The organism is Promicromonospora noduliphila (assembly GCF_056951025.1).
In genome coordinates, this window is sequence record NZ_CM167806.1 from 2,186,828 (window position 1) to 2,207,964 (window position 21,137).

Consider the following 21,137-nt stretch of genomic DNA (forward strand, 5'->3'; position numbering starts at 1 on the left):
GGCCTCACCCGTCCAGTCTCAGGGGCAGGTCGGCGGCCACGACGAAACCGCCGTTCGGTGCGTCGCCCGCCGTCACGCTGCCGCCGAGCAGGGCGGCCCGCTCGCGCATCCCCGACAGCCCGGTGCCGGGGACGAGGCTCGCGCCGGCGCCCCGGCCGTCGTCGGACACGCGCAGGGCGAGGCGGCCGCCGGCGACCCGCGCGGACACGGTCACGTGGGCCGCCGCGGCGTGCCGCAGCACGTTGGTCAGGGACTCCTGCACGATCCGGTAGGCGGCGGCGTCGATCGCGCCGTCGAGGGTCTCAGCCGGCACGTCGAGCGCGACGTCGACGGCGAGCCCGGCGGCCTCAGCGGGCCGGACCAGGGTCTCGACGCCGGCGAGGCCGGTGGGGGCGGCGTCGTTCGCTGCCTTGCCTGCCGTGCCGTCGGTGGAGCCGTCTGCCGTGCCGCGGAGCACCCGGACCGTGGACCGCAGCTCGTGCAGCGTGCTCGACGTCGCCTCCCGGACATGCTCCAGCGCGCGCCGGGCCGCGTCGTCGTCCCGGCCCACCGCCTCCGCGGCGACGCCGGAGTGCAGGGCGACCACCGACAGGTTGTGCCCGACGACGTCGTGCAGGTCGCGGGCGATGCGCAGGCGCTCGGCCTGCAGCCGCTGGTCGGCGGCGCGCGCCTCGTGCTCCCGGGCCTCGCGCGTGAGGCGGACCGCCACGCCGAGCGCTATCGCGGCCGCGACCAGGGCCACGTTCGTGACCAGGTCGTACGGGGTGAGCTGGTCCTCGGTGTCGTCGCCTGTGAGTCGGAAGTACGTCGCGAGGGCCACCAGCGCGCCGCCCAGGCCGACCGCCCAGCCGGTGTGCCGCATCTCCGCCGCCGAGTAGAGCGCCGCCACGGCGGGCAGCGTCATGCCGATCGGGGCGAACCCGAGGGGGTAGTAGACGCACACGCCCAGCACCGTCAGCACGAGCACGGTGCGCGGCATCCGGCGCCGCAGCAGCACGAGCGCCCCGAAGCCGGCCGCGAACAGGTACGCGCCCGCACCGGTGCGCTGCACGGCGTCGGCGTCCGCCGCGATGACGACGGCGACCACCAGCGCCATGGCGAGCGCCAGGGCGACGTCGGTGGCGCGCGGGTCGACCTCTCGTGGGGTGGCGCGCTGCTCGGGCTGGTCTGGCACACGGCCACCCTACGGACAGGGCGTCCCTGCGGCATCGGCTCCGGGGCGGTGGCGAACCCTGAGTGGTGGGCGCGCGGAGTCAGGGTGATTGTCGCCTGCGGGCGACATCGGGAGACGATCCAGGGCCGATGTGGGGCGGGGCCCTCGACCGGCACCGTCGGGGTATGACATCACCACAGCTTCCCGTCCGGCCCTCGGCCGGCGACTCCGACGTCCCCTGGGTGGTCGTGGCCGGCCTGGCCGCCATGGCCCTGCTCTGGCCGCTGTCCGGGCTCACCGGGCTCTTCGGCACGGGCGCGCCCCGGGCGCTCACCATCATCGGCCTCACCGCCGTCGTCTGGATCGGGGTGGTCGGCCTGGGCCGGGTGCCCCGGCCCGTGCTCACCTTGACGCTGACCGGCGTGGCCTATGGGCTGGTCGTGGCGGCGGTCGGGCTGCTGCTCCCGGCGCTCGGGGGTTTCGGCGGTCCGGGCGCGCCGGCGTGGACCATCGTTCCCGCCCTGCTCTTCGACGCGTTCTGGGGTGCGCTGGCGGGCGTGGCCGCGGCCGGGGTGCAGCGGCTGCGCGGGGCGGATCGATGAGGCGGACGTCCCGGGACGGCCGGACGGCGCCGGCGCGCGGCGGGCGGCCCGCCGCCGTCCGGCCGCTGACCGCCGGCCTCGCCGCGCTCGCACTGGCGGCCGGCCTGGCGGGCTGTGGCGCGATCCCCGGCTCGGTCACCGGCGTCGACGAGGTGCGGTTCACCAACGAGCTCGCCATCCCGCCGCTCGCGCCGTCGCGCGTCGTGGACGGCACGCGCGTGTTCTCCCTCACCGCGCAGGAGGGCGTCACGGAGTTCCGGCCCGGCGTCGAGACGCGGACCTGGGGCTACGACGGCTCGTACCTCGGGCCGACCCTGCGCGCCGAGCGCGGCGAGCGGGTCGCCGTCGAGGTCACGAACGACCTGGGCGAGCCGACCAGCGTGCACTGGCACGGCATGCACCTGCCCGCCGCGATGGACGGCGGCCCGCACCAGGAGGTCGCCCCGGGCGCCACCTGGCGCCCCACCTGGCAGATCGACCAGCCCGCCGCCACCCTCTGGTACCACCCGCACCCGCACGGGACCACGGAGCAGCACGTCTACCGCGGCCTGGCGGGCATGTTCCTCCTGGACGACGACGCCTCGCGCGCCGCGGACCTGCCGCACACCTACGGCGTCGACGACGTCCCGGTGATCGTGCAGGACAAGGTCCTCGGCTCCGACGGGCAGCTCGAGCTGAAGGACGACGGCGGCGAGCCGGGCACGCTGGGCGACGTCGTCATGACGAACGGCACGGTGGGCGCCTACCAGGAGGTGACCACCGAGCGCGTGCGGCTGCGCCTGCTCAACGGGTCGACGGCGCGCACCTACCAGCTCGGCTTCGAGGACCGAAAGCTGGACCTCGTGGCGACCGACGGCGGCCTGCTCGACGCGCCCGTCCGGCTCGACGAGGTGCGGCTCGCGCCCGGCGAGCGGGCTGAGGTCGTCGTGACCATGCGGCCGGGGGAGACCACGCGCCTGCACTCGGCGGAGGCCGATCTCGGCAGTCTGGCGGCCCCGTTCGCGATGGGCGCCAACGACGCGTTCGACGTGCTGGAGCTGCGGGCCGCCGACACGCTGACGCCGTCGCCGGAGCCCGCCTGGGGGCCGGGCCGGGACGCCGCCGCCGACGAGCTGCACGAGGCCGACGCGTCGGTGACCCGCACGTTCGAGCTGGACGAGAACAAGATCAACGGCCGGCCGATGGACATGGGCCGCATCGACGAGGTGGCGACGGTGGGCAGCACCGAGGTGTGGGTGGTGCGCAGCATCGTCCCGCTGCCGCACAGCTTCCACGTGCACGACGTGCAGTTCCGCGTGCTGAGCATCGACGGCGAGGCGCCGCCGCCCGAGCTGGCGGGCCGCAAGGACACGATCTACCTGGAGCCGAACCGGGACTACCGGCTCCTCCTGCGGTTCGACGACTACGCGGACCCGGACATGCCGTACATGTACCACTGCCACATGCTGATGCACGAGGACGCCGGGATGATGGGGCAGCTCGTGGTGGTCGAGCCTGGGCAGGAGGTGGGGAGTGTGCCGGAGCACGGGGCTGACGGCGGGTCTGCGGAAGGGGTTGTCGGCGGGAGTGGGGCGGACGGTGGGGCCGCTGGGGGCGCCGGCGAGAGCGGCAGTGGTGCCCACGGCGGGACCGGCGGGGCCGTGGGCGCGGACGGGCATCAGGGGCACCACTGAACGTGTGGCACGCTCGCCTGGTGACTCTCTCGCTGCCCCGCCGCATCACGCACGTCCTGCTCGACCTCGACGGCACGCTCACCGACTCCGCCCCCGGCATCGTCGGCTCCCTGCGTGCCGGGTTCGCCGCCGAAGGCTTCCCCGTCCCCTCCGACGAGGTCCTGCGGACCTTCGTCGGCCCGCCCCTGGGGGCGAGCATGACCCGCCTCGGCCTGTCCGACGCCGAGGCGGCCCTCGCGATCGCCGCCTACCGGCGCGACTTCGAGGCGCACGGGATGTTCGACAACTCGGTGGTCCCCGGCGTCCCACAGGCGCTGGCGGAGCTGCGCGAGGCCGGCCTGACGCTCCTGGTCGCCACCGCCAAGCCCGAGCACTACGCGCGGCGGATCGTGGAGCACTTCGGGCTCGACCGTTACCTCTCGGGTGGGCTGGACGGCGTCCATGGCATGGCCCCCGAGGCGATCGACGAGTCGCAGGGCAAGGAGGTGGTGGTGGAGCGCGCCGTGGCGCATGCGGTGGCCCTCGGGGCTGACGCCGGGCAGATCGTCATGGTGGGCGACCGCGAGCACGACGTGCACGCCGCCGCCCACCACGGCGTGCCGACTATTGGCGTGACCTGGGGCTACGCGGCTCCGGGCGAGCTGGAGGCCGCGGGTGCGGCCGCCGTCGCGGAGACGCCGGAGGAGCTGCGCAAGCTGCTCACGAGCTGAGCGCGGCGTCGAAAGCTGTCCGGATGCGCTCGTCGACCACGACGAACCGCACCCGCTGCGGGCTCGCGTCGGGGTGCTCGGCGAGCCAGTTTCGCGTGGTCGTGACGGCAATGCGCGCGACGTCGGGCACGGGCCAGCCGTAGGCTCCCGCGCTCACCGCTGGGAAAGCCACCGACCGCGCGTCGAGCTCGGCCGCGACGTCGAGCGACCGGGCGAAGCACGAGGCGAGCAGGGCGGGGTCGTCCTGGCCGCGGTGCAGGTTCGGCCCGACCGTGTGGATCACCCAGTGTGCCGGCAGGTCGAACCCCGGGGTCGCGACGGCGTCGCCGACGTCGAGGCCGTCCGGATGGGTGGTGCTCCGAAGGCGCCGGCAGGCCTCCAGCAGGCGTGGACCGGCGGCGGCGTGGATGGCGCCGTCCACCCCGCCCCCGCCCAGGAGCGTGGAGTTGGCGGCGTTGACCACGGCATCGGCCTCGACGCGGGTCAGGTCGCCGATCTCGACGGATATGTTCATGAGGCGGCTCCTGGTGTGGTCGCCGGTGCGGTTGCCGGTATGTCGGGCCCTGCGGCGGGTGGCGTGCTGGGCCGTGCGGTGGGTGGCGTGCTGGGCCGTGCGGTGGTCGACGTGGCGGGAAGCGCCCCCGGGGCGGCTGGCGTGGCAGGGAGTGCTCCCGGGGCAGGCGTGGCGGGGAGTGCTCCTGAGGCGGCCGGCGTGCGGCCCGGCCGCTCCATCCACGTGTACTCCTCGGCGACCGGCACCCAGCCGAACTGCTCGTAGAGCTGGTCGGCGTCGGCGGTCGCCAGCAGCGTGCGGCGCAGGCCGAGCGGCTCGATGTCGGCGACCAAGCCCGAGATCAGGAGCTTGCCGATGCCCTGCCCCCGCAGCAGGGGGTCCACGACGACGTCGGCGAGCCAGGCGAACGTCACGCCGTCGGTCACGATGCGCGCGAACGCGACCTGCTCGCCCGTGTCCCTGCGGTAGACGCCGTACGGCCGGGAACCCGCGATGGCGGCGTCCATCACCTCGCGCGGGCGGTCCTTGGCCCAGTAGGTGTGCCGGGAGATGAGCTCGTGCACGCGGGCGGCGTCGATCCGGGTGGGGTCGGTCGAGAACTCGTAGGTTTGGTCGTCGTTCATGTGCTGGAGTCAACCACTGGACGGTGACACTGTCCGTGGAATTAGCGCCGGAGCAGGTCACGGGCGTGGGTTCTGCTGCGGACGGCGGGGGCGGGTCGAGTGTCAGTGGTGGCGGCTACGATCGAACAAACATCCGCAGTAATGGTGTCGTCCGTTCCGGTATGGGCTGGAAGGAGGTGTCAGTGTGCGTGACGAGCAGCGGTATCAAGGCCTAGACCGTGTGGTCCTCCAGGACCCGGGCTCCGCCGCCGTGGCCGCGCCTGACCAGGCGTCGGCACGCCGGTCCGCGGACGACGTGACGGCTCCCGATACGCCGTCCAACGGCGAACTGTCCGACGGCGAACTGTCCGACGGCGCGGTGTCGGACGGCGCGGTGTCGGACGGCGCGGTGTCGGACGGTGTGCTGTCGGACGGTGTGCTGTCGGACGGTGTGCTGTCGGACGGTGTGCTGTCGGACGGTGTGCTGTCGGACGGTGTGCTGCCTGACGGTGTGCTGGACGGCCGTGTGCCGGTCGGCTGGGTGGACAAGGGTGTGCCGGTGGGTGGGACCGAGGGGTTGCCGGAGGTGCCTGTCTGGGTGGAGTCGATGCCCGAGTGGCCGCCGGACGTGATACCGGTGGCGTTGTGGCCGGTAGAGACGTTGCGGCAGGCGTTGGCCGATGCGCCGGGCATGGGCCTGGCGCGGGTGGTCGCCGAAGCAACCGACCCGGGTGACGGCGCGCTTTCCGACCTGCCGGACGATGCCCTGGGTGACCTGGTGACCGCGTGTGGGCGGTTGCAGTCCTGGGCCGCAGGCATCCAAGCCCGCGTCGTGGCCGAACGCGCCGCCCGGGAGACCCACCCACTGGCGCACAACAGCCTGGTCGGGCAGGTCACCGGCGAGCTCGTGGTGACCGAGACGGAGGCCACGGAGGTCGTGGTCCGGGCCGAGTCCGGGGCAGACCACCCCACCGTGATCCGTGCGCTGGAGACCGGGCGGATCGATGTCCGCAAGGCACACACCCTGCTGCGCTCCGCAGCCCAGCTCACGGTGGCCGAGCGGGCCGAGGCGATCACCCGGTACCTGCCCCAAGCACCCCGCCGGACCTGGAAATGGCTACAGACCCGGATGCTCGCCTTCGCCAAAGACCGCCACGGATCGGGGGAGACCGCCCAGGCCGCCGCGCAGCACCGTAACGTCCAGATCGACCGTGCCGACAACGACATGGGCTGGTTGACGGCCTACCTCCCTGCCGCGGATGCGGCGGCGGTCTGGGGTGTGGTGGACGACATGGCCCACCAGTTGCGGCATGTCACGGGCGAGGACCGCACCCTCGGACAGCTCCGTGCCGACTCCCTGACCGGGATCGTCACAGGCCGTCTCCTGCCCGGTGACCGATTCACCGACGCCTGCGTGGCCCCCGACACCACGACGGGGACGGACGCGGGGACGAGCACCGGCTCTGCTGCGGCTACTGCTGCGACTTCCGCAACCGACGTGGCGGATGAACCTGGTGCACCCGTGTGTACGTGTGGCGGTCAAGCGCCCCTCGTTCAGCAGGCCGTGCAGGAGACGGTGCAGATGGTGCGGATCACCCCGACCCGGCCGGTCGTGCGGGTCACCGTCCCGGCCAGCGTCCTGCTCGGCTTGGACGACGGGCCGGGGAACCTGGCGGGGTTCGGGCCGGTCCCGGCCGAGACGGCTCGCCTGATCGCCCAGGATGCGACCTGGCAACGCCTCGTCACCGACCCCGTCACGGGGATCCTGACCGACTATTCCACCGCCACCTACCGGCCCGGACGGGTCCTGGGCGCGGCCGTGCGAGCCCGCGACGAGACCTGCACCTTCCTGACGTGCGACTCCCCGGCAGAGTGGAACGACCTGGATCACATCGTGCCGTTCGATCACGACCTCGATCCTGCGACACTCCTTCCCGGGACGCCGGGCCAGACCCGCGCACAGAACCTGCAGCCTCTGTGTCGCAAGCATCATCTGCTCAAGACCCACGCGGGCTGGGGCGCCATGCGTGACCCCACAACCGGGATCACCACCTGGACCACCCCTACCGGACGCACGCACGTCCGCCTGCCCACCGTGCTGGACACCCACATCGAGATCAACGAGGTCGACCCGGACACGAGCTATGACCTCACCCTCCAAGCCTTGACCGGCCGACGTCTGCCACGGCAGTACACCACCGCTGGGGCAGCCACGGGACCGGCCGAATCGACCGGCCGGCCCGGACCCGCCGATCCGCCGTTCTGAGATCTGCCGTTCTGAGTGAGTCAGAGGGTGTAACGGCGGCAGAACTCGCGCAGGGGCCCCGCGGGCACCACCTCGACCAGCTCCCGGTAGCGGCCGGCGGCCTCCTCGGTCCGACCGGTCCGGCGGGCGAGGTCGGCCAGGGCCAGGCTGGCGTCGCGGGCGGCGTACGGCGGGCCGTCGGCGACGAGTTCCTCCAGCTCGTGCTCGATCGGGGTGAGGTCGCCGCCGTCGTGCATCGCGAGCCTGCCGAGCACCACGAGGCGGGCCACCCGCGTCGCCGGCGACGGCCAGGCGTGCAGCAGGGCGTCGTAGAGCTGCGCCAGCCGACGCCAGTCCGTGCTCGCGGCGTCGCGCGCGGTGGCGTGCACGCCGGAGATCGCGGCCTCCAGCGCGAAGCGACCGGGCCGAGCGGCGGCAGCGGGTGATGCACCAGCGTGGCCTGGCGCTGCCTCGGCGTGACCAGGTCCCGCGCCGACGTGGCCGGGTGTCGTACCGGCGTGGTCGGGTCCCGCATCGGCGTGGCTGGGCGTCGCGCCAGCGTCACCTGCCCCCGCGGCGGCGTGGTCAGGTGCCCCACCAGCATGGCCAGGTCCCGCACCAGCATGGCCAGGTCCCGCGTCAGCGTCACCGAGCATCGCACCGCCGTGACCCAGCGCGGCCGCGGCATCGTCCAGGCCCGCCACCAGGAGGCGCCGGTCCCAGACCGACCGGTCCACCTCGTCGAGGGGGAGGGCGACGCCGTCGCGCACCCGACCGGGACGGCGGGCCAGGCCGAGGCGGCACACCGCGCGCAGGCCGAGCGCCTCCGGGTCGTCGGGGTACTCCGCGACCAGGGCCTCGGCGAGCGTCAGCGCGTCGCGGGCCGGGTCCTGGGTCGCATCGGCGGGCTGCAACTCCTCGCGCTGGCCCACGGTGAACAGGCCCGCGACGCACGCGAGCACCACGGGCAGCCGGGCCCTGCGCGCGGCGCCGTCGGGCACGGCGAACTCGCCGCGGGCGCGGGCCAGCGCGGACTTGGCCCGCGTCAGCCGTGCGGCGGCTGTGGCCTCCGCGATGCCGAGGTGGGCCGCGATCTGCCGGATCGTCAGGCCGCAGACCACCCGCATCGCGAGCACGAGCTGCGCGCCGGGGGCGAGGGCGTCGTCGCACGCGACGAAGAGGAGCGCCAGGCGGTCGTCCAGGGTCTCGCCCGGCCCGGTGGGCACGTCCATCGTGGCCACCTCCGGGCGGGCGATCTGGGGCTGGAGCCGGACGAAGACACGCTGGTGCCGCACCGCGTCGAGCCAAGTCCGACGCCCGACCTGCACGCACCAGCCGACCAGGTCGTCGATCGCGCCGTCGGGCTGCGCCGCGGCGCGCGCGAACGCCTCAGCGGCGTACTCCTCACCGCGGTCCAGGCTGCGCGTGGTCACGGCGAGCGTCCGCACCACCTGGGGCCAGGCGGTGCGGAACGCCGCTGAGTCGATCGGCACTCAGGAACCGAAGTTCATGACCTTGCGCCACTCGATCACGTTGTCGCTGGGGACCAGCGCCGCGATCTTGCGTGCCGTGGCCTCGTCGCACTCGACCTCGTAGAAGCCGGTGATCACCTCGTTGGTGTCGGTGAACGGCGCGTCGGTGTAGACCGGCTCGGCGCCGTCCCGGCCCGGCACCACCGAGCCGCCGTACTTCGCGTTCTGCAAGGCAGTGCTGCCGGTGATCTTCACACCGAGCTCGGCCACCGCTTCCGCGAAGCGCTGGTGGGCGACCATGCCCTCGTCCGTGGACGGGTCACGGCTGCCGATGTTCTCCGGGAGGTAGGCGTCCGAGTCCCAGTCGGTCTCGCGGATCAGGTAAACCCACTTGTCGGTCATGTCGAGCTCCTTGTTCGAGGGATGGTGACACGCCTTGGACGGGCGAACCACGCCGGAATCGACAGCCCCCACGAAACTACTCTCGCCAGTTCAGCCGATCACCGCGACCGGCGCCGCGATCGGCGTACCGGAACCGTCGCGCCGCTGGTCCACCGCGGGCAGGTCGACCGGCTGGCCGCCGGCGCCCAGCGCGCGCGGGGGAGCGGCACCCACCCAGGCCAGGATGAGGCCGTCCTCGCCCTTCAGGAACCGCTGCGACCGCACACCGCCCGTCGCGCGGCCCTTGCCCGGGAACAGCTCGAACGGGGTCACCTTGCCCGCGCCGGCCTCCACGCCGGGCAGCGCGTCGGACGCACCGGCGATCGTGACCACGGTGGCCTCGACCCCGGCCGGCACCACGCCGAAGAACACGGCCTGCTTGCCGGCCGCGAGCTTGATGCCCGCCATGCCGCCGGCCGCCCGGCCCTGCGGCCGCACGGACGACGCCGGGAAGTGCAGCAGCGACGAGTCGTCGGCCACGAAGACCAGCTCGTCGTCGTCGGCCGCCACCGCGGCGCCCACCACGGTGTCGCCCTCCTTGAGCGCGATCACCGGCCACTCGTCGCCCTTGGCCGGGGCGTCGGACGGCGCGATGCGCTTGACGACGCCCTGCGCGGTCCCCAGGGCGACGGTCGGGGCGTCGGCGCCGAGCGCCGTCACGGCCCGCACCGTTTCGCCGCGCTCCAGCTCGACGAGCTCGCTGACCGGGATGCCGCCCGACAGCGACGGCGCGCCGTCGGTGGGCGGGAGCGCGGGCAGGTCCAGCACGGAGACGCGGAGCATGCGGCCGGCCGACGTCACCAGGCCCACGTGGCCGCGCGTCGTCGCCGGGGTGTCGCCCCGCAGGGCGTCGTGTGCCGCGCGGTTGCCGTCGCGCGGCACCGGGACGTCGTCGGGGAGCCGGGCCAGCAGGCCCGTCGCGGACAGCACCACGCGGGTGGGCATGTCCTTGATCTCCAGGTCGATCGGCTCTGCGCCCTTCCTGCGCCCGTTCGCCGGGGCCACGGCCACCGAGCCGACGGACCCGCCGGCGGCGTCGAGCAGCACGGTGCGGCGGGGCGTGCCGTACGTCTTGGCCACCTCGCCCATCTCGGTGCTGACCAGGCGGTGCAGCAGCTTCTCGTCGCCCAGGAGCTCCTGCAGCTCCGCGATCTCGCGGCGCAGGTCCTCCGCCTCCTTCTCCAGCTCGATGCGGGAGAACCTGGTCAGGCGGCGAAGCTGCAGGTCGAGGATGTAGGCCGCTTGCGGCTCCGACAGGTCGAAGATCTCGCGCAGGCGGTCGCGCGCGACGGCGGCGTCGTCCGACGACCGGATCACCTGGATGACCTCGTCGATGTCGAGGATCGCGATGAGCAGGCCGTCCACCAGGTGCAGCCGCTCCAGCCGCTTGTCCAGGCGGTACTGGGACCGGCGCCGGACCACGAGGATGCGGTGGTCCACCCAGACCCGCAGCATCTCGACCAGGCCGAGCGTGCGCGGCTGGCCGTCGACCAGGGCCACGTTGTTGATGCCGAAGGAGTCCTCCAGCGGCGTCACGCGGTAGAGCTGCTCCAGCACGGCGTCCGGGTCGAAGCCGGTCTTGACCTCGATGACCAGGCGCAGCCCGTGCGTGCGGTCGGTGAGGTCCTGCACGTTGGTCACGCCCTGGATGCGCTTGGCCTTCACGCCGTCGGCGATCTTCTCGATCACCTTCTCCGGGCCCACCAGGTAGGGCAGCTCCGTGACGACGATGCCCTTGCGGCGCGGCGTCACGTTCTCGATGCGCGCCGTGGCCCGGGTGCGGAAGGTGCCGCGGCCGGTGCGGTACGCGTCGCGCACGCCCTCCAGCCCCACGATCTTGCCGCCCGTCGGCAGATCGGGCCCCGGCACGAACCGCTGGAGATCCTCCAGCGTGGCCTGCGGGTTCTTGATCAGGTGCTGCGCGGCGGACACCACCTCGACGAGGTTGTGCGGCGCCATGTTCGTCGCCATACCCACCGCGATGCCGGACGCCCCGTTGACCAGCAGGTTCGGGATCGCGGCCGGCAGCACCTCCGGCTGGGTGAGCTTGTTGTCGTAGTTCGGCACGAAGTCCACGACGTTCTCGTCCAGGCCCGTGGTCATCGCGACCGACGGCGCCGCGAGCCGGGCCTCCGTGTACCGGGGGGCGGCGGGGCCGTCGTCGAGCGAGCCGAAGTTGCCGTGCCCGTCCACCAGGGGCAGCCGCAGCGAGAAGTCCTGCGCCAGGCGCACCAGCGCGTCGTAGATCGGGGCGTCACCGTGCGGGTGCAGCTTTCCCATCACCTCGCCCACCACGCGCGACGACTTCACGTGCGCGCGGTCCGGGCGCAGCCCCATGTCCGACATCATGTAGAGGATGCGGCGCTGCACCGGCTTGAGGCCGTCGCGCGCGTCCGGCAGGGCCCGCGAGTAGATGACGGAGTACGCGTACTCGAGGAACGAGGTCTCCATCTCCGAGGCGACGTCGATGTCCACGACCTTCTCGTGGATCTCGCTCTCGTCGAGCGGCTGCGACGGCTTGCGCGCCATGGTGTGTCGGGCTCCTGAACTCTGGGGTGATCGAACAGGCAAACCGTACCCCGCACCCCTGACACTCCGGCGGCGCCTCGCTGGCCGACGCAGGTGCACTTTTCCGGCATCACCTGGCACTATTCGGGGTATGCCCGAAATGCCGTTGCTCAGCAGGTCGACCACCCTGCCGGGATGGCTGGTCCGCATCGGGCTCGCCTACGGCGTGGTCGGGCTCAGCGCGGTGCCCGTCCTGGTGCTCGGCGCGCTCGTGACCTGGTGGATGCAGTCCTGGCGGTGCGCGCAGGAGGAGTGGGGCTGCCTCGAGCAGGGCATCACGATGTGGGCGGGCCTCGCGGTGCTCGCCGCGGTGCTCCACGTGGTCATCGCGATGCGCGTGGGACTGGGCGTGGTGCACGGCCTGGTGGTGGTGGCGGTCGCGGCGGTGTCCGCCAACGTGGCACCGGCGCTGGGCGCCTGGCTCCTGCTCGCGGCGGGCCCTGCGGTCGTGGCGATCCTGACGGCGTCCGGCCCGAGCCGCCGGCAGCGGCTGGTGCTCGTCGGCTTCGGCGTGATGATGCTCATCGGCATGGTGCTGGTGCGCTGACCCCTGCCCGCTGTCAGACCCTGTCGTTAGCCTTGTGCCCGTGGATCAGGCAGGACCGGCCGAGCGGCGGGTAGGCACCGTGGGCCTCCCGTACTCGACCGGGTATCCGGTCGAGTGGGAGGCCGACGTGGTGCTGCGCGACGGGTCCACCACGCACGTCCGCCCCATCAGGGCCGACGACGCCGACGCGGTCCAGCGCTTCCAGATGGCCCAGTCGGAGCGCTCCACCTATCTCCGGTTCTTCGCCGCGCTGGAGCGCATCCCCGAGCGCATGCTCACGCAGCTCGTGACGGTCGACCACGTGCGCAGGGCCGCCCTGGTCGCGATCCGGCCGGGCCAGGACGGCGAGCATCCGGAGGACATCGTCGGCGTCGCCCGCTACGACGTGACCGACGACCGGCCCGGCCGCCGCACCGCCGAGGTCGCGTTCAACATCGCGGACGCGCTCCAGGGCCAGGGCCTCGGGTCGGTGCTGCTTGAGCACATCGCCGCCGCCGCGCGCGAGCGGGGCGTGCACCGGTTCATCGCGGAGGTGCTGCCCCAGAACCAGGCCATGCTCGGCGTGTTCCGGGAGGCGGGCTACGCCGTCGAGCAGCACCTGGACGACGGCGTGGTCACCGTGTCGGTCGACCTCGACCCCACCGACCGGTCCCGCGAGGTGATGGCCGACCGCGAGCACCGCACCGAGGCCCGCTCCATGCAGGGCCTGCTCTCGGCGCGACGGGTGCTCCTGGTCGGCCCGCAGCAGGGCGGCACCGTCGACGAGCTGCTGGCCGCCCGCGTCCGCGAGGCCCACGCGGCCGACCCGGGCGACACCGAGCTCATGGTGCTCGGCGACGACGTGACCTGGGCCGACGTCCGCGACGAGGCGTCGGGCGGAGTGGACCTCGCGGTGATCGCCGCCCCGCCGGACGAGGTCATCGACACGGTCCGGCGCCTGCGCGGCACGGGCGCGCGCGGCGTCGTCGTGCTGTCGGCGGGCTGGGCGGAGGCGGGGCCCGACGGCGTCGCCCGCCGCCGTGAGCTGCTGCGCACCGCGCACACCGAGGGCATGCGGGTGGTGGGCCCGGCGAGCTACGGCCTGCTGACCAACGTCCCCGGCGCGCGCCTGCGCGCGAGCCTCGCGCCGACGGCCCCGCTGCCGGGCCGGGTCGGCCTGTTCAGCCAGAGCGCGCCCGCCGCCGTCACGACGGCAGCGACCGTGACGCGCCGCGGCCTGGGCCTGTCCACTCTCGTGTCGGCAGGGCACCGCGCCGACGTCTCGGGCAACGACGTCATGCAGTACTGGCAGGACGACCCGCACACCGACGTCGTCTGCCTGTACCTGGAGACGCTCGGCAACCCCCGCAAGTTCTCCCGCATCGCGCGGCGGCTCGCGCAGGTCAAGCCCGTTGTCGTGGTCGTGGCGGGCCGGCACGGCAGCGTGGTGCCGCCCGGGCACACCGTGCGCGCCACGCGCGCGCCCCGCCGGATGCTCGACGAGGTGCTGCGCCAGTCCGGCGTGATCCGCGCCCAGAACACGCACCAGCTCATGGACGTGGCCCAGGTGCTGGCCCACCAGCCGCTCCCGGCGGGCGGCCGGGTCGGCATCCTCGCGAGCTCGCCGTCGCTCGCGGCGCTCGTGGCCGACGCCGTCGCGGCGGCGGGCCTGACCGTCGTCGGCCCGCCCGAGCCGCTGTCCGCCGCCGCGCCGGACGACGAGATCGCCGCCGCCGTCGACGCCCTGTACGCGCCCGACGCGTGCGACGCCGTCGTGGTGGTCTCCGTGCCCGTGGTGCTGCCGCGCACCGACGCGATCGCCCGTGCCGTGACCGAGGCCGCCGCGCGCACCGGCCGGACCACCGTCGTCAGCGCGACGGGCCTGCACGGCATGCCCGACGAGCTCGCCTCCGGCGACGTGCGCATCCCGGCGTTCTCCACGCCCGAGGACGCCGTCTGGGCCCTGGGCGAGGTAGTGCGCTACGCGCAGTGGCGCACCCAGGACCACGGCACGCCCGTCCGCCCGCCGCTGCGCGAGGGCATGTCCGACGGCGCCGCGCGCGCCCAGGCGCGCACGCTGGTGGAGACCCTGCTCAGCACGTCCGACGACGAGCGGCCGTCCGACGGCGTGGTCCTGGACCAGGCCGCCGCCACCGAGCTGCTGGCCTGCTACGGCCTCACGCTGTGGGGCTCCCGGAGCGTCCGCACGCCGGACGAGGCGGTCGCCGCCGCGCAGGAGCTGGGCTGGCCGGTCGCGCTCAAGATCGCCGCGCCCGCCCTGCGGCACCGGGCCGACCTGGGCGGCGTGCGCCTCGACATCGCCGACGCCGAGGACCTGCGGGAGGACGCCGAGCGGATGCTCACCGCGGCGTTCGCCCTGCTGCCCGCGCCCGACCCGGTGCTGGAGGTGCAGGCCATGGCGCCCACGGGGGTCGCGTGCGTGGTGCGGTCGGTCGAGGACGAGCTGTTCGGGCCCGTGGTGTCGTTCGGCGTGGCGGGTGACGCCGTCGACCTGCTCGACGACGTGACGCACGGCGTGCCGCCCCTGACCGACGTCGACGTGGCCCGCATGGTGCGCGGCGTGCGCGCCGCGCCGCGGCTGTTCGGCTACCAGGGCGCGCCCGTCGCCGACGTCGCAGCGCTCGAGGATGTGCTGGCGCGCGTGTCGGTCATGGCCGAGGACCTGCCGGAGCTCGCGTCGCTGGAGCTGTACCCCGTCGCGGTGGCGGAGCGCGGCGCGTCGGTGCTGCACGCCACGATCCGGCTGCGGCCGGCCGAGCGCCGGACGGATGCCCTGCGCAGAGCGCTGCCGGGCTAACGGCGAGGCCCCCGGTCGTGGGATGATGCCCCTCGTGCCCCATGCCCCTACGGATAGCCGAGACGACCTGACCGCCCACCTGCACCGGGCCGGCTACTACCCGGAGCTCGTCGCGGACGTGCTCGACGTGGCCCTGGCCGACGAGGAGGTGGTCGCCCACCTCGTGCAGGCGGAGACCACGTTCGACTCGGAGGTGCGCAGGCACCTCACGGTCCTGGTGCTGACGCCGACCCGCCTGGTCACCGCGCACGTCGACGACCACACGGGAGCCGACCCGGACCGGCCCGGCTCGGCGTCCGCCACCACGGAGGTGGTGCCCGTGCGCGAGATCAGGTCCGTCGCGCTGACGCACGTGATCGCGGACCCGGAGCGCTACCCGCGGCAGGGCGCCACGCGCGAGGTGACCCTCGCGGTGGGCTGGGGCGCCGTCTCGCGCGTGGACCTGGAGCCGGCCTCCTGCGTGGACCCGAACTGCACGGCGGACCACGGCCTGACCGGCCAGGTGACGCCCGACGACGTGGTGGTGCGCGTGTCCGGCGAGGCCGAGGGCGACGACGCCGTCCGGGCCGCCGTCGGCTTCGCCCGCGCCCTGTCCCGGGCCACGTCTGCGTGACCGCACCGAGCCTCCCCGACGGCCTGCTCGCGCCGTCGTACGGCACACGCAGCCTCGCCGCGGTGCTGCCGGCGGTGGCGGGCGCCCTCGGCCACGACCTCACCACGGCGACCGGCCTCACCGCCGCCGCCTGCCGGGCGGCCCTCGGCCTGCCCGACGCCGAGCGGGTCGTGGTCGTGCTGGTGGACGGGCTCGGCCTCCGCAACCTCGCCGAGCGCGGGGGCCACGCGCCGTTCCTGCGCGGGCTCCTGCGCGAGCAGGGCGAGCAGGCCGCGACGCTGACCTCCAGCTTTCCCTCCACGACGGCGGCGGGCCTGAGCACCCTCGGCACGGGCACGGCCCCCGGCCGCACGGGCATGCTCGGCTACACCCAGCGCAACCCGGTGACCAACAAGCTCGCGGCGGTGGTGCAGTGGCAGGACGTCGGCGACCCGGCCGACGTGCAGCGCGAGCCGACCGTCCTGGAGACGCTCGCGGCGGCGGGCACGCGGGTCACGGCGCCCGGCCCGCGCAAGTTTGCGGCGTCCGGCATGACGCAGGCGGCCCTGCGCGGCCCGGTCCAGGTCGCGGCCGAGACGTTCGAGCAGCGCGTGGACGCGACGGTCGCCGCGCTGCGGCAGCCGGGCGGCGGGCAGCGCCTCGTCTACCTCTACCAGGGCGAGGTGGACAAGACCGGCCACGGCTTCGGCTGGGACTCGTGGCAGTGGGGCGACGCGCTGGAGTCGACCGACCGCGAGCTGCGCCGCCTGGTGGCCGGCGTCCCGCGCGGCACGCTGGTGCTCGTGACGGCGGACCACGGCCAGATCCTGGCCGACCTGTCGCTGCAGTGGGACGTCGCGGGCGACCCCGAGCTGCGCCCCGGTGTCGCGATGGTCGGCGGCGAGCCGCGCGCCTTGCACGTCTACACCGACCCGGGCACCGACCCGGCCGACGTCGCCCGGCGGTGGGCCGGCCGGCTGGGCGACCACGCCGTCGTCGTGCGGCGCGAGCGAGCCGTCGCGGACGGCTGGTTCGGGCCGGTCGCCGAGCATGTGCTGCCGTCGATCGGGGACGTCGTGGTGGCGATGACCGGCCGCGCGACCGTCGTCGACTCGCGCGTGCACTCGGCGGCGGCCCGGAGCCTGCCGGGCGTGCACGGCTCGCTGACCCCGTACGAGATGCTGGTGCCGATGCTCGTCGCCGTCGCATGAGCTGTCGCGTGCATCCTGGCGGTCGGGTAAGGAGGCCCCATGGCTGAGCTCGTCTTCTTCTCCGGGACCATGGACTCCGGGAAGTCCACCCTCGCCCTGCAGACCGACCACAACTACCGCGCCCGCGGGCGCGCCGGGCTGATCTTCAGCCGCGGGGACCGCGCGGGCGCCGCCCGGGTGTCCAGCCGGCTGGGGCTGGAGGTCGCGGCCCGCGAGGTCACGGACGCCACCGACTTCTGGGCCGAGATCAGCGGCCGGCGCTCGGGCGGCCAGGCCGTGGACTACCTCGTGTGCGACGAGGCACAGTTCTACTCGCCCGCGCAGGTGGAGCAGCTCGCCCGGCTCGTCGACGAGACGGAGATCGACGTCTTCGCGTTCGGCATCACCACCGACTTCCGTACGAGGCTGTTCCCCGGCTCGGCCCGCCTCATCGAGCTCGCCGACCGCATCGAGGTGCTCCAGGTGCAGTCCCTGTGCTGGTGCGGCGCGCGCGCCACGCACAACGCGCGCACGGTCGACGGCGTCATGGTCACCGAGGGCGAGCAGGTCGTGATCGGCGACGTCGGCGCGCGGGAGACGACGGCGGAGGTCGCCTACGAGGTGCTCTGCCGCCGGCACCACATGCGCCGCATGACCGCGCTGACGGCGCGCCGCCGGTCGGCCGACGAGTCCCTCTGGGGCTGAGCCGCTAGACCTCCGGCCGCGAGCCGAACACGATCTCGTCCCAGCTCGGCACCTGCGCGCGCGACTTGCGGCCGCGCTTCGCGGGCCGCTTGGCGGCAGCGGGCTCCTTCTCCTTCTCGGGTTCGGGCTTCGGCTCAGCCTTCGCCGCGGGAGCGGGCGCCGGCGCGGGCTCCGGCTCCTTCTCCGGCTGCTGCTCTGGCTCCGCCTCCGGGATCTCCCACTGGCTCGGCGCCTCCCACTCGAGGTCGGCGGGGGAGTCCGGCACCTTGACCGACGGCATCTTGGGCCGCGACCCGCTGCGCCGCGCCCCGAGGTCGACGACGGCGGCCGGCCCGGCCGGGGCGGGCTTGTCGGCGTCGGGCCCGTCCAGGTCGTCGAGCTCCATCAGGTCCAGCTCGGTGTCCGGGGTCGACCGGCGCGAGGGCCGCTGGCCCCGCCGCTCGGACAGGTTGTCGAGCAGCAGGTCGGTGTCGTCGGCCTCGCGCGCGCCCAGACGGGACGGGTGCTGGGCGCCCCGCTGCGGCGGCAGGGTGGACACACCGGCCAGGGTGGGGCCGCCGTCGTCCTCCGGGAGGCCGAGCCAGCGCGCCTCGTCGTCGAGCGCGGTCACGAAGCCGCCCCGCGGTTCGAGGGACCAGCGGGCCACGCGCGGCCGGTCGCCTGCCTCGAACTCGACCCGCACGATCCACGGGTGGGTGCCCTCGCGGGTGGCGGTCCACGTCGCGTCGTCGGGCCGCACGCCGCGCGAGCGCAGGCGCTCGTCGGCGACCTCGCCGAGCGTGGTCGCGCCGTCGTCGTCCGTCAGGACGGCCTTGGCGCGCACGCGCGAGACCGCGTGCTCCCGCTCGGAGATGACCGGGTACTCGAACCGCCGCACGTGCTCGACCGGCAGGCCCGACGCCTCGGCCAGCTCCTCGCACGTCTCGCCCGCCCGCAGGCGCGCCTGGATCTCGCGGGGGCGCAGCGCCGACTCCTCCTGGGCGCGGATCGACTCCATGCGCGGGCGGTCACCACGGATGGCCGCGCGCAGCGCGTCGGTGATGGGCAGGGTGCTCTGGGTGCCGTCGCGGGCCACGAGGACGAGTCGTTCACCGTCCTCGTGCAGCCTCACGAGCTCCAGCTCGTCCATGCCAGTCCTCCCGGGGTAGTCCTGCATGCCGAGCCTGCCACCACGTGGGGGCAGGCCGGTGCAGGCGCGTCGGTGTGCCGCCGGATCGTACAGCGTGCCCGGGTGGGGGGTCCCGGGCGGTTGCGGCAGGATGGGGGCGTGAGCTCACCCGCACCTCTGCCGGACGGCGTCACCGTCACCTTCCTCCGCGATCTCGCCGTCCGCCTCGCGACGGCGGCCGGCGCCCTGGTGCGCGAGGGCAGACCCGACCGGGTCGAGGTGGCGGCGACCAAGTCGAGCGACGTGGACCCGGTCACGGTCATGGACCGCGCCTCGGAGGACCTGCTGCGCGAGATGATCGCCGCCGAGCGCCCCGACGACGCGATCCTCGGCGAGGAGGGCGACGACGTCCCGGGCACCAGCGGGCTGACCTGGATCCTCGACCCGATCGACGGCACGGTGAACTACCTGTACGGGGTCGCGTCCTGGGCCGTGTCGGTGGCCGTGGTGGCCGGGCCGCCCGAGCCCGCGGGGTGGACCGTGCTGGCCGGGTGCGTGCACAGCATCGCCGACGGGCGCACCTGGTCGGCCGGCCTCGGCCAGGGCGCCACCAGGGACGGCGTGCCGGTCCGCGTGGGCTCCCCGGCCTCCCTCGGCACCTCCCTGGTGGGCACGGGCTTCGGGTACGACGCCGGACGCCGCGCCCACCAGGCCCAGGTGCTGACCCAGGTGTTGCCCAAGATCCGCGACATCAGGCGGCTCGGCTCCGCCGCGATCGACCTGTGCCTGCTCGCGGACGGCTCGCTCGACCTGTACTACGAGCGCGGCCTGAACCCGTGGGACATGGCGGCGGGCGCGATCGTGGCGACCGAGGCGGGCGCCGTGGTGACCGGCCTGCGCGGCGGTCCGGCCGGGAACGCCATGACCGTCGCGGGCCCGCCCGACCTCGTCGCGCAGCTCGCCGAGATCCTCGAGGCGGCCGACGCCGACGGCGCGGGGACAGCCGAACGCGGGTGAACTTTTTTATGACACGCCCCGGGGAGAACGGTCGCCGCTGACGGTGCTCCAAAGCCGCATATCGGGACGTTGTCGCAGGTCAGGGCATACGTGACGGGGGTTACACCGGTAGATGTAGCGCGCCTGACAGAAATGGTGCACAATCCGTGGGCCGACTCGGGAACAAAACCGGGGCCGCGTGCATTATCTGCGCGTACACCCGCGAGCGGTAGCTGTCCGACCGCGCTCGCGGTGACCCGGCCGGGGTGGCGTCGACCCCCGGATGCCCCGAACCCTTCCGGCGCACCACCTACCGACGGAGAACAAACCACATGGCAACTGACTACGACGCCCCGCGCAAGACCGACGAGGATGTCGAGCAGGACTCGATCCAGGAGCTGCAGGCACGTCGATCTGACAAGTCCTCGGGCGTTGTGGACGAGGACGAGACAGAGGCTGCCGAGGGCTTCGAGCTCCCGGGTGCCGATCTGTCGGGCGAGGAGCTCGCCGTGCGTGTGCTGCCGCGACAGGCGGACGAGTTCACGTGTTCGAGCTGCTTCCTCGTGCACCACCGCAGCCAGCTGGCCTACGAGAAGGCCGGCCAGATGATCTGCACGGAGTGCGCCGCCTGATCGCACAGGCCTTCGGCACCGACGACACGACCGGGCTGTCATGCACGACGCATGGCAGCCTTCGTCGTGTCCGGGCCCTGTGCCGGGCTCAGTGGCTCAGGGCCTTGACCAGCAGCTCCGGCCGGCGCGTGGAGACCAGCCAGTAGGGCGTGGGGTCGGCCGGGTCGTCGAGCGCGACCCGCACCCCGGTCCGCGCCCACGCGCGCAGGCACACGTACGCCCGGGCGTCCAGGCCGGGTCCCAGCTCGTGCCGCATGGCGGTGCCGTCCAGCGCGCTCGCGGCGCCGAGCAGCGCCACCGGGACGCGGGCGCTCCCAGCGCGCAGGACGCCGTCGGACACCTCGACGACGGGGGAGGTGGCCGCCAGCGCGACCGCGGAGCCCACGCACACCAGCAGCCCGACGACCACCGCCACCGTCGGCTGCACCGGCCACAGCGCGATCGCGGCGATGGCGCCAAGACCGACCGTGCCGAGCCAGCCACCGGGACCGGGCAGAAGACGCTCGTGGAAGGTGAGGGTGGTCGCCGTCATGGGGACATCATCCCTTACGGTGGCGTACTCTTCCGGCGTGCCAACCGACGACGGCAGC

19 protein-coding genes are annotated in these 21,137 nt (G+C 74.1%); 11 read left to right on the forward strand and 8 right to left on the reverse strand.

The genetic code is table 11. The features are described from left to right. Positions 1–4: 4 nt before the first annotated feature. Positions 5–1,174: a sensor histidine kinase gene (locus AC0QU1_RS09565; RefSeq protein WP_483576159.1), complete on the reverse strand. Its 1,170-nt coding sequence runs from the start codon at positions 1,172–1,174 to the stop codon at positions 5–7. Positions 1,175–1,338: 164 nt separating this feature from the next. On the opposite strand from AC0QU1_RS09565, the gene AC0QU1_RS09570 reads away from it, so the two are divergent. Genes AC0QU1_RS09570 through AC0QU1_RS09580 form a run of 3 tightly spaced genes read left to right on the forward strand, consistent with a single transcriptional unit; the run spans position 1,339 to position 4,138 of the window. Next, positions 1,339–1,755 (forward strand): hypothetical protein, encoded by a 417-nt coding sequence (locus tag AC0QU1_RS09570; protein ID WP_483576160.1) that lies wholly within the window; start codon positions 1,339–1,341, stop codon positions 1,753–1,755. After that, positions 1,752–3,428 carry a multicopper oxidase family protein gene (locus AC0QU1_RS09575; protein ID WP_483576161.1) on the forward strand — a complete coding sequence of 559 codons (1,677 nt, stop codon included), beginning with the start codon at positions 1,752–1,754 and terminating at the stop codon, positions 3,426–3,428. Before AC0QU1_RS09570 ends, AC0QU1_RS09575 begins: the two co-directional genes overlap by 4 nt. Before the next feature lie 20 nt (positions 3,429–3,448). After that, positions 3,449–4,138 (forward strand): HAD hydrolase-like protein, encoded by a 690-nt coding sequence (locus AC0QU1_RS09580; protein WP_483576162.1) that lies wholly within the window; start codon positions 3,449–3,451, stop codon positions 4,136–4,138. Here AC0QU1_RS09580 and AC0QU1_RS09585 read toward each other — a convergent pair. After that, complete coding sequence (locus AC0QU1_RS09585; protein WP_483576163.1) at positions 4,128–4,652, reverse strand: O-acetyl-ADP-ribose deacetylase; 525 nt, start codon at positions 4,650–4,652, stop codon at positions 4,128–4,130. The genes AC0QU1_RS09580 and AC0QU1_RS09585 overlap by 11 nt on opposite strands. Next, positions 4,649–5,275 carry a GNAT family N-acetyltransferase gene (locus AC0QU1_RS09590; protein WP_483576164.1) on the reverse strand — a complete coding sequence of 209 codons (627 nt, stop codon included), beginning with the start codon at positions 5,273–5,275 and terminating at the stop codon, positions 4,649–4,651. The genes AC0QU1_RS09585 and AC0QU1_RS09590 overlap by 4 nt, the downstream gene beginning before the upstream one ends. A 220-nt stretch (positions 5,276–5,495) precedes the next feature. On the opposite strand from AC0QU1_RS09590, the gene AC0QU1_RS09595 reads away from it, so the two are divergent. Beyond that, a complete protein-coding gene (locus tag AC0QU1_RS09595; protein WP_483576165.1) occupies positions 5,496–7,520 on the forward strand; it encodes an HNH endonuclease signature motif containing protein in 2,025 nt (674 codons plus the stop codon). A 20-nt stretch (positions 7,521–7,540) separates the two neighbouring features. On the opposite strand, the gene AC0QU1_RS09600 is transcribed toward AC0QU1_RS09595, so the two are convergent. The 3 genes from AC0QU1_RS09600 to AC0QU1_RS09610 all read right to left on the reverse strand — a co-directional run bounded on the left by AC0QU1_RS09600 (position 7,541) and on the right by AC0QU1_RS09610 (position 11,941). Beyond that, on the reverse strand, positions 7,541–8,992 hold the full coding sequence (locus tag AC0QU1_RS09600; protein ID WP_483576166.1) for a DUF6596 domain-containing protein: 1,452 nt from the start codon (positions 8,990–8,992) through the stop codon (positions 7,541–7,543). Further along, positions 8,993–9,373, reverse strand: coding sequence for a YciI family protein (locus tag AC0QU1_RS09605; RefSeq protein ID WP_483576167.1), 381 nt, complete (start codon positions 9,371–9,373; stop codon positions 8,993–8,995). Positions 9,374–9,463: 90 nt separating this feature from the next. Next, positions 9,464–11,941 carry a DNA gyrase/topoisomerase IV subunit A gene (locus AC0QU1_RS09610; RefSeq protein ID WP_483576168.1) on the reverse strand — a complete coding sequence of 826 codons (2,478 nt, stop codon included), beginning with the start codon at positions 11,939–11,941 and terminating at the stop codon, positions 9,464–9,466. 130 nt (positions 11,942–12,071) lie between these two features. Between AC0QU1_RS09610 and AC0QU1_RS09615 the strand changes: the two genes are divergently transcribed. Genes AC0QU1_RS09615 through AC0QU1_RS09635 form a run of 5 tightly spaced genes read left to right on the forward strand, consistent with a single transcriptional unit; the run spans position 12,072 to position 17,811 of the window. Further along, positions 12,072–12,527, forward strand: a complete 456-nt coding sequence (locus tag AC0QU1_RS09615; RefSeq protein ID WP_483576169.1) for a hypothetical protein — start codon at positions 12,072–12,074, stop codon at positions 12,525–12,527. Positions 12,528–12,567: 40 nt separating this feature from the next. Further along, positions 12,568–15,324: a bifunctional acetate--CoA ligase family protein/GNAT family N-acetyltransferase gene (locus AC0QU1_RS09620; RefSeq protein WP_483576170.1), complete on the forward strand. Its 2,757-nt coding sequence runs from the start codon at positions 12,568–12,570 to the stop codon at positions 15,322–15,324. A gap of 25 nt (positions 15,325–15,349) precedes the next feature. Further along, on the forward strand, positions 15,350–15,937 hold the full coding sequence (locus tag AC0QU1_RS09625) for a DUF5998 family protein (protein WP_483576658.1): 588 nt from the start codon (positions 15,350–15,352) through the stop codon (positions 15,935–15,937). Continuing rightward, on the forward strand, positions 15,934–17,127 hold the full coding sequence (locus AC0QU1_RS09630; RefSeq protein ID WP_483576171.1) for an alkaline phosphatase family protein: 1,194 nt from the start codon (positions 15,934–15,936) through the stop codon (positions 17,125–17,127). The genes AC0QU1_RS09625 and AC0QU1_RS09630 overlap by 4 nt, the downstream gene beginning before the upstream one ends. Before the next feature lie 39 nt (positions 17,128–17,166). Further along, positions 17,167–17,811, forward strand: a complete 645-nt coding sequence (locus AC0QU1_RS09635; RefSeq protein ID WP_483576172.1) for a thymidine kinase — start codon at positions 17,167–17,169, stop codon at positions 17,809–17,811. Positions 17,812–17,815: 4 nt separating this feature from the next. Here the strand turns inward: AC0QU1_RS09635 and sepH are convergent, their stop codons facing one another. Then, positions 17,816–18,940: a septation protein SepH gene (gene sepH, locus AC0QU1_RS09640; protein WP_483576173.1), complete on the reverse strand. Its 1,125-nt coding sequence runs from the start codon at positions 18,938–18,940 to the stop codon at positions 17,816–17,818. Between the two features lie 138 nt (positions 18,941–19,078). Here sepH and AC0QU1_RS09645 point away from each other — a divergent pair, with 138 nt between their 5' ends. Continuing rightward, entirely contained in the window at positions 19,079–19,936 is an 858-nt protein-coding gene (locus AC0QU1_RS09645; RefSeq protein WP_483576174.1) for an inositol monophosphatase family protein, read from the forward strand. A gap of 311 nt (positions 19,937–20,247) precedes the next feature. Further along, positions 20,248–20,547, forward strand: a complete 300-nt coding sequence (locus AC0QU1_RS09650) for a DUF4193 domain-containing protein (protein ID WP_116675819.1) — start codon at positions 20,248–20,250, stop codon at positions 20,545–20,547. A gap of 88 nt (positions 20,548–20,635) precedes the next feature. Here the strand turns inward: AC0QU1_RS09650 and AC0QU1_RS09655 are convergent, their stop codons facing one another. Continuing rightward, positions 20,636–21,079, reverse strand: a complete 444-nt coding sequence (locus AC0QU1_RS09655) for a DUF3093 domain-containing protein (RefSeq protein WP_483576175.1) — start codon at positions 21,077–21,079, stop codon at positions 20,636–20,638. Positions 21,080–21,137 lie beyond the last annotated feature (58 nt).